The sequence below is a fragment of the Shigella sp. FC1661 genome (assembly GCF_001712525.1).
Classification (GTDB): Bacteria; Pseudomonadota; Gammaproteobacteria; order Enterobacterales; family Enterobacteriaceae; genus Escherichia; species Escherichia coli.
Genome location: NZ_MDGW01000064.1, coordinates 1 through 9,519 on the forward strand (window position 1 = coordinate 1; position 9,519 = coordinate 9,519).

Annotated in this window: 2 protein-coding genes, 2 tRNA genes and 2 pseudogenes; 2 read left to right on the top strand and 4 right to left on the bottom strand. The window is 49.1% G+C overall.

Annotation, left to right across the window (positions count from 1 at the left end):
- Positions 1-98: 98 nt before the first annotated feature.
- The 3 genes and pseudogenes from BFF42_RS04855 to mtfA form a co-directional block, all read right to left on the bottom strand.
- Positions 99-7,317, bottom strand: a pseudogene (locus tag BFF42_RS04855) (Ig-like domain-containing protein); the annotation flags it as partial.
- 313 nt (positions 7,318-7,630) lie between these two features.
- A tRNA-Asn gene (locus tag BFF42_RS04860) sits at positions 7,631-7,706 on the bottom strand.
- A 100-nt stretch (positions 7,707-7,806) separates the two neighbouring features.
- Entirely contained in the window at positions 7,807-8,604 is a 798-nt protein-coding gene (gene mtfA, locus BFF42_RS04865) for a DgsA anti-repressor MtfA (protein WP_001302302.1), read from the bottom strand.
- 93 nt (positions 8,605-8,697) lie between these two features.
- Here mtfA and BFF42_RS04870 point away from each other — a divergent pair.
- Positions 8,698-8,787: transfer RNA gene (locus BFF42_RS04870), tRNA-Ser, on the top strand.
- Positions 8,788-8,814: 27 nt separating this feature from the next.
- Here BFF42_RS04870 and BFF42_RS04875 read toward each other — a convergent pair.
- Positions 8,815-9,264, bottom strand: a pseudogene (locus tag BFF42_RS04875) (tyrosine-type recombinase/integrase); the annotation flags it as partial.
- A gap of 55 nt (positions 9,265-9,319) precedes the next feature.
- Between BFF42_RS04875 and BFF42_RS04880 the strand changes: the two are divergent.
- Positions 9,320-9,519 (top strand): IS1 family transposase (locus BFF42_RS04880; protein ID WP_001638972.1); only part of this gene is annotated, 200 nt, incomplete at its 3' end.

The window sequence follows — 9,519 nt, forward strand, 5'->3', positions numbered from 1 at the left end:
CGCCCTCTGACGGACTTCGGGGGAAAAACGAGTATTTTTAGTCATCCTGTTTACCTCTTTCTCAGGGAGTTTAGTCTCCAGGATTCCCGGGGCGGTTCAGATTGCACAAATTCCATCCCTTCAGAAACTTTGATCGGATTGCCTGATATATCGTGCAAAACAAGATGTAGCTCAGCACTATCGGTAAAGTCCCCTTTCAGTGAGGACCGATTTTTCTTAAGGACGGACTGCGAGGCGTCTGCCGGGCCTGCCACCAGCGTTATATCTACTGTTTGCATTCCACCAGCGGTCGTGACTGCGCTTACCGTGACGCTACCTGTCATCGCTCCTTTCACGCTTGTTGTCGCGATTCCGTTTTGATCGGTCACCGCTGTTAATGACGTTAATGTGGCAGAGCCGCTTTTTAAGGCGAAGTACACAGTGAGACCTTCGATCAGGTTACCACTGCCATCCTCAACCGTTGCCTTTAAGGTACTTAAATCACTGTTGGTGGCGGCGATAGTCGATGGATCAGCGATAAAGCTAGCAACATGTGCGGTGCTTGAGTTGCCAGTGACTTTCACGGTTGTCTGTGTCTGTATTGTTACGCCGTTATGGAACGATGCAGTCACCGTATATGTACCGACTTTATTGCTGGTCAGAACGACCGGAGCCTGACCTGAAGAGTTAGTTCTCACTTTTCCGCCACTTAACGTCGCCCCTTCTGGCGTTACGCTAAAGTTGATGACCTGACCCTCCACTGGAGTGCCATTTGCAGAGGTTAGCGTTGCCGTCAGAGTAGTGCCTGTAGGGGCATAGACACCGATAAGCGGACTGGACGCCGTGAGTGTCAGTTTTTCATCAATAGCCTCCAGTTGTTTCTCAAGTGAGGCTCCATTCGCCAGGGATGCTTTCACCATATACGAACCGTTTCTTTCGGGCGTCATGGAGACCTCGGCTATACCATGCGTATCAGTAGAGACAATATTTTGGCTGATGGTCATGTGCTCTGGTGGCTCTGCACTGAATGTTACAGATTCATTAAGAATCGGGTTGCCAAACTGGTCGTTGACGTGAGCTTTAACTGCTACGTCTTGTGCGACCATTAGCTGACCTTCAGGTATCTCCAGACTGGTAATCGTTGCAGAATTAATATCTGCTTTTGCATTCAGTAATCGCGATATGACTTCAGTAGGTTTATCTGTCAGAGAGGCTGAAACTGTTTTCAGTCCGACTTCGGTGCTTGTCACAAGAATTTCAGCGAAACCCTGATCATCCGTTTCAACGCTGGTGCTGCTTAGCGTGACGGAGGTTCCGCGGAAATTAACTTTTATGCCTTCTACCGGGTTGCCGTTAGCGTCAGTGACGCTTGCAGTCATGGTCGCGCCCTCGGTCGTGCTGACGACGAATGAGTATACAGAGGTTAAGGAGGCTAGTGTTGCGGTACCAGCATCGGCAATCAAAGTCACCTGTTTCGTATCACTGACACCATAATTGTTCACGCTAACTGTCACGGGGTAGGTACCGGATTTTGTACCGCTCAGTGTAACTTCAGCCTTGCCGTTGATATCAGTAATGGCGGAACCGCCTTGTCCGAGAGTGAAGCTTGCGCTCACGTCTGCCGGTAGCGTGAATGTCACCGCCTCATTGGCTAACGGGTTGCCGTTTCCATCAGTCACTGTTGCCTGAAGTGTGGTCATCCCAACGTTATTGGCGATAAAGTTGTCCTCGGTAACGTTAAGATTAACCTGCGCACTGAGCGTATCCGCAATAAAGTTCACCACCAACTGCTCACTCTTACCGCCAGTCATCGATGCTGTAACAGTATGAGCGCCTGCTTTTGTACCTTTCAGCGTGACTTTCGCTTTGCCTTCAGCATCAGTAATCGCTTTACCGCCATCGCTCAGCGTGAAGTTCGCCTTCACATCTTCCGGCAGAGTAAATGTTACTTCAGTGTTGGCTATCGCATTGCCCTCTGTATCAGCGACTGTTGCTGTTAGTGTCGTGAGATCGTTATTGTCGGCAATCACCGGATCCTTCGAGGCTGCCAGCGTGATTTCGGCATTCGCGACGTTCGGCACATAGGTCACTGTTTGTTGTATCGAATCGCCATTTTCGAGGGTTGCCGTCACTTGATAAACCCCGGCTTTTGTAGCGGTAAAGCTTGCGTAAAAATTGCCGTCGTGATTGGTCGTATATATAGCGTTATTACTGGGAGTCACGCCTTCACTTGGTGAAACGCTGAGGGTTACCTCCTGCTGGGGTACACCGTTGCCGTAATTATCCTTCACCTCAATATACAGATTGGTAGTGTCGCCTGCGGAGACTGTATCAAGAAGTGACTGTAACAAGGTGAGATGTGCCGTAGACGCATCAGCGTTGACATTAATTGATGTGCTAAGCGTGGAGCTACCATTTTCCAGACTGGCCTCAACGGTATCCGGTCTCGCTCCTGATTCTATCGAGGAGCGGGTATTGGTATAAGTGACGGTAGCCTTACCCTGTTCGTTCGTTACGGCTTGGCCGCCATTCGTCATTTCGGCTGTCGCTGCGTTGCTGGTGAAGTTCACAGTCACACCTTTCACCGGAAAGCCATTATTATCAATGACTGTAGCGGTGATTACGCTACCGGTGCTGTTCTGTGGGGTACCGGCGATTATGCTGCCTGGGTCAGGCGTCAACTCGATAATTTTTGCCGCCGTTGTGTCGCCAATAAAGTGCACAGTTTTGTTGTCGCTGGCACCAGTATTAGCCAGTGATGCAGTAACCGTCTGCTCACCAAAGGCAACGCCTGCGAGAGTGGCCTGCGCGATGCCAGACTCATTGGTATTACTTTCCCCTGGGGTCAGGGTGAGGCCTGAAGAAGCTGTGCTGAATGTTACCGGAAGATTGTTCACCTCATTGTCGAACTGATCTTTGACTGTTGCAGTTAGCGTTGCGCTATCTACGCCATTACCTGTGATCTCATTTTTTGATATCTGAAGAACAACCAGAGCCGAGGTTTTGTCCGCCACAAACGTTACCGGCTGTGAATCACTGGTATTGTTATTACTCAGCGTTGCGGTAACCGTATGCGTACCCGCTTTTTTACCTTTGAGCGTGACATGCGCTTCCCCATTGGCCTGGGTGATGGCAATACCGTTATTTTCGAGGGTAAAGTTTGCCGCCACGTCCTGTGGCATGGTGAAATTCACCGTTATTCCCGCCACCGGATGATTCGACGGATCTTTCACCGTCGCCGTCAGCTGCACGCTGTCGCTGTTATTCGTCACCACCTGTTGAGCAGGGATGTTCAGCGTAACCTGCGCGTTGCTGGCATCGGGCGCAATATTGACTATCTTCGTATCGTTGTTGCCGTTAGGCAGTGTGGCTTCGGCTGTATGAACACCCAAAACCGTGCCCTTAAAGGTAACTTCGGCCACACCACTGTCGTTAGTATTGCTTTTGCTCTGACTAAGTTGAGTATCTGCGGGGTTGGTACTGAAGGTGACCTGTAGATCTTTTACTGCGTTATCAAAAGGATCTTTCACTGTTGCCGTCAGAGTCGTCTCATCCACGCCATTCCCAATGATTTCCGCTTTCGATGTTTGCAGAACGACAACCGCGCTGTCCTTATCCGCCACGAAGGTGACTGGTTGCGCATCGCTGGCATTATTGTTACCCAGCGTTGCGGTAACCGTATGCGTGCCCGCTTTTTTGCCTTTGAGGGTGACATGCGCTTCGCCATTAGCCTGAGTGATGGCAATACCGTTATTTTCAAGGGTAAAGTTTGCCGCCACGTCCTGTGGTATGGTGAAGTTCACCGTTATTCCCGCCACCGGATGATTCGACGGATCTTTCACCGTCGCCGTCAGCTGCACGCTGTCGCTGTTATTCGTCACCACCTGTTGTGCAGGGATGTTCAGGGTGACCTGCGCGTTGCTGGCATCGGGCGCAATATTGACTATCTTCGTATCTCTGTTGCCGTTAAGCAGTATGGCTTCGGCTGTATGAACACCCAAAACCGTGCCCTTAAGGGTAACTTCAGCAATACCGTTCTCATTAGTATTACGCGCGTTCAGACTCAGTTGCGTGTCTGCGGGGGAGGTGCGGAAGACTACTGACAGATTTTTAACCACGTTATCAAAAGGATCTTTCACTGTTGCTGTCAGGGTCGTCTCATCCACGCCATTCCCAATGATTTCCGCTTTCGATGTTTGTAGAACGACAACCGCTCTGTCTTTATCCGCCACAAACGTCATTGGCTGTGCATCGCTGACATTGCTGTTAGCCAGACGAGCCGTGATCATATGCGTGCCCGCTAACGTGCCGGTCAGGGAGGCGATTGCAACCCCGTTACTATCCGTCATGCCTTTTCCGCCGTTGCTAATCGAGAACCGACTTGCGACGTCGTTTGGCATAGAGAAGGTGATTTCTTTATCTTTTAGTGGGTTGCCATTTTTATCCTGCAAGGTTGCAGTCATATGTTGCGGAGCTGTGTTGGTGACGGTGATATCACCTGAAGGCACACTGAGGGTCAGGGCTGCAGTACTTTGATCACCGATAAAATTCACCTGTTGATTAGCCTGAGAACCAGAGCTCACAGAGGCCGTAACCGTATAATCACCATTTTTCAAACTGGTCAGCGTAGCTGTGGCGATCCCGTCGTGGCTATTCACTTCGGTTTGGCTCAGTTTCGCTGCTGCTGAATTAACATTGAAGGTGACCTTGACGTCATTGAGCAGGTTGCCTTTTGCATCCCGAACTGTCGCGGTCATTGTGGCGCTGTCATTGCCGTCAGCGACCACTTCATTTTTCGACTTCTGCAGATCAACCTGTGCGGTACTCGAGTCGCCGACAAAACTGACGATTAACGTTTGTTTCACGCCATTTTCAAGGGTGACTTCAACCGTGTTGTCTTCCTGCTTACTACTTTTCAGATCAATAGTCGCCAGGCCATTAACATCCGTTTTTGCGGTGTTTTGATTGTTAAAGGAAGTTGCCGATCCGCTTAATACCGCAAACGTGACGGTATGATCATTGATTGGGTTGCTTCCTTCATCAGCGACATTGACCGAGACGGTGTTTGCTGCATTCTCATTGGCGAGCACACCATTATTGCTGGCAGATAATGTCGCAATTTTCGCTGACTGCGGGTTGGCGTCGATGATAAATCCAGCGGTATGTAAATCTTCATTCCAGTTTTGCATTAATAGCTTCGCAGTAAGCCCACTGCCTTTGGTATAGGCGGTATAGGTTGCCTTATAGACGCCATCTGCGGTTTCTTTCCAGTCTGTAGTGACACCAGGTTTCACATTGTCGATGCTGACTGCGGTATTCAGTTGCTGTTTTTGCTCCTTAACAGGTTTGTCATTTTCATCTCTCAGTTCTACCGTTACCTCGATAGGATTGCCGGAGAGATAACGGTCCTTATCAATCTTAATTGACGAGTGAGTCCGAGATGACGAAACAGAAATGATATTCACCACGGCGGGGGCTTTAGCCGCATCCACACCGTTCAGCTGTGGCATAAGCGTCAGCGTGCCAGACATCGCACCTGTGGTCAGGATCTGGGTATAGCTTCCGTCACCATTATCTTTCCAGTCAGAAAGGGTGATGTCCTGAACACCTTCGTGACGCGTCGAGAGCACCAGCCCGATAACAGGATTACCTGCTGCATCATGCGCAATAAAAGTCAGTGTGGCGGTTGAATGGGAATCCGCGCTCAACGTCTGGGTACTTAACGATACCGAGGAATCTTTCTGGCTTAACGTAGGTGCCTGAACGGCTACCATGCTCTGTTCACGATTCGAACAAATTGCCTTTGACATCTTCAGCGGTGACTTCAATCGGCCAGGTGTTATCGGTTTCTGGCGTACTGGTGAACCGGTAAGCCGGCAGGGTAACCAGAATATCTTTACCCGTTGTGACCACTTCGCCACCGGCAGCTTCCAGTGCGGTGGCTTCGACGTTATAGCCTTTCAGGGCATATTTGGTTTGTAGCGACGAAACCAGTGATTTCACTTCTCCTGACTTCCCTGTCACGGGGTCTGTCAGGGTCAGGCGAACCAGTTCTTTTTTGCGATATTCCAGAACGATATTGTTGTTGCGATCCACCAGATCATAACGGCTGCCTGCAAGGCTACGCCGTGCAGCGACTTCATTCGGGTCAAGCTGTTTCTGCATTGCGCTGCCAGGTTGCCAGGTAAAATCGACGGCAAAACGGGTGTCATTTTCGCCCTGTTTACCCTGGCGTTGCTCCGCGCTGAAGGTCATCAGCGGGAAGGGGGTATAGTTAAGTCCAGCGGTTATGGCATGAGGATTACTTTGCCGATCGTCTTTATCGAACAGGGCCACTTCATCGCCATAATACTGTTCATAGACCAGTTTACCGCCAAGGTGCGGCCAGGCGGGTAGCCAGCTTTCTGCGCGTACATCCCAGCCATTGGCCGGGCGTGCTTCATAATCGTTGTCCAGTTCAGGTGCGCTGCGCCAGTTGGTCAGTCGCAAATAGCCGTTACTGCTTAATTTTAGATAGTCGCGCCAGTACTCCGCGCCAATGCCGGCGCGGGAGTGGTAACGGCTAAGATCGTGGTCGAAAAAGAAGTTGATGCCTGACATCCATGTGGGAGTGAAATGACGCCAACCTAAGCCGTTGTTAATCTGCGTACGCTCGTCAGTACGATGGAGAGTATGCTGACTGAAAAAGAGATTATCAGGCGTTTCATACCACGGATGGAGAAAATCGAACTGGGAGTTCTTCAGGCTAAAATCTTCATCCACGCCCAGCGTGATTCTTGCGGTACCGAAGCGGCTTAACCAGTCTGTTATTGCGCCTGAAGCCTGAGAAGAGGCCCATCCACGCGCCATATTTGCCGCTTGCTCGCTGTTCATATCTTCGGCGAGCAGAGACCCGATTTGCTGTGAAGTACTGGCTATCTGTTGCTCGAGGTTGTCACTGCTATTACCCGGCGGCGGGGTTAATTTTTTTTCACTAACTTGTGCCGGGACATCCAGTTCATCACCCTGGCGGACATTATTAAAACCTCGAGCAAACGTACGAAACTGGTTGAGTTTGCGTAACTCAGCCACCGAAATACCGAAACGTTCGGTAACGCTTTGGGCCGATTCCAGCGCTCCAAGGGTGTAGGGCACCGTATTGGCATTTGCAATGGCAATTTGTGCAGGAACTGGTTGTTGGGTTGCGGCGTTTACCACACCTTGTGCTGCCGCAGCCATAGGGAACGCAAGTTGAGTTATCAGACAGATACCCGCAGTTAAGCGGCGTAGTTTAATTCCCATCCCGCATAATATTTGTCGGTCATTTATTTCTTCTCCACTTCTCTTCTTCGTAGCCATGCTTACCTTCCCTGAACGAGCTAACATAAATGCGCCCTTTCTAGCACAGCGAAAAAATGTAAATACTGATAGCAATATGATTGAAAATTAATAACTTTTCGTTAGGCAGTTTTGGGTGTGAGTTGCAAGAGGGGAGACTACTGAATAACTCAAGTTTTATAATCGAGGGGAAAATGGTGATGGCGTTCATAGCAAAACGCCATCAACCATAAAGGTCGAGGGCGCTTAAGATGTTAAAAACCCGCTATCCGTTAAAAAACAATGTTCAACTAAGGTCAGTGACATTGCGCTAAAAAAGCGAATTTTTAGAATTTGGCTCCTCTGACTGGACTCGAACCAGTGACATACGGATTAACAGTCCGCCGTTCTACCGACTGAACTACAGAGGAATCGTGTGAACGGGGCGCATATTACTTAGCGGTACCTTGTCTGTCAACACTAAATTTCATAAGTCATTTCAATTGGTTAATTAATCTGCAAAGTTGTTAATTAATGAACATTCGTCGCCGAAAACGAGTCTGTATCATTAGCGTGATGCAGTCTCTGCAAAGGATCTTGTTGATAAAATTGGCAGAAACGTTGCCACAATGAAGGGAAACGAGGAGCAAAAAGTTCTGGGGCGCTAAAGAAATATTCAGAAAGTACGGCAAAACATTCAGCAGGATCGCTGGCTGCATAAGCATCAATGCTCGCCGCATTCTCGCCAACCAATTCGATTTCTTCCTGAATGTTGTTCATTGCAGCATGAAGATCGTGTTCCCAGCCAGCAACCTCACGCAACGGAATAAAGGGAACTCCGCTGGCGCGATCGCCGTTACGGGTGTCCAGCTTATGAGCGACTTCATGAATAATCAGGTTAAAACCAGAAGCATCAAAAGAATCTTGTATATCCAACCAGTTCAAAACGATAGGCCCTTGCTGCCAGCTCTGACCTGACTGAACAATACGTTGGTTATGCACCAGACCGATATCGTCTTCCCATTCATCATCGACCACAAATGGCGCAGGATAAATTAAGACTTCATGAAAACCATCCAGCCATTCCAGTCCTAACTCCAGAACGGGTAGGCAAAATAGAAGTGCTATCCGGCAGCTTCTTAATGAATCCAGTTCAAAGCCCTGTAAAGGAACAAGCCGCTTTTGCTGTAAAAAACGTTCGGCAAGAGTGACTAATTTGCTTTGTTCCTGTTCCGTCAGACACGTTAAAAGGGGGATCGATAGTGCTTCCTGCCAGGGAAGGGCAGTTTGATGTGCTGATTCTTGTACTTTCCAGGGCCACTTAATCATCGTTTTGCTCGCAAACTCGTCACTTGAACAAAATTGCACGGACAGGGACTGTTAAAATGCCAAATTTCCTGGCATCATGGCAACCATCTGAACGGAGAGATGCCGGAGCGGCTGAACGGACCGGTCTCGAAAACCGGAGTGGGGGCAACTCCACCGGGGGTTCAAATCCCCCTCTCTCCGCCAAAATTCAATCACTTATACATCATTAAGTCAGTGACAAAAATCACACGTGGAATTACTTGGAATATTTTCAGGTAACGGGACATCAAGTGTCGGTGAAACTTTAACCTTCCTGTCATAGATTAGCACTTGCCCCTCGGTTTTGTGACCAGAGAAAAGTTGCTTATCCCGACTGCTTCCTTCATAGTCTGAAATTCCTTTCGCCTTCAGATCATGAAAGGTGAAGTCGGTTAAAATACCTGAAATTTTGCCTGCGCGATTTCTTGCTTCTACCCACATTTCGTTAAAGCCTTTGTACATATATCGGTTGCCGTATTGATTGCTGATTACATAGGCGGATGTTGGTAACTGTTTTGCTTTTTCGATCGCCGCCTGTAATCGTGGACTCCATGCTTTTATCTGTTTTTTTCCTGTTTTCCCTTGCTGGATAAAGATCCCGTCGTTTCCAATCTGCTCCCATTTCAGCGATAACACATCGGAGGTAATGCTGCCAACTTACTGATTTAGTGTATGATGGTGATTTTAAGGTGCTTGCGTGGCTTCCATTTCCATCAGATGTCCTTCCTGCTCCGCTACTGAAGGCGTGGTGCGTAACGGCAAAAGCACTGCCGGACATCAGCGCTATCTCTGCTCTCATTGCCGTAAAACATGGCAACTACAGTTCACTTACACCGCCTCTCAGCCCGGTACGCACCAGAAAATCATTGATATGGCCATGAATGGCGTCGGATGTCG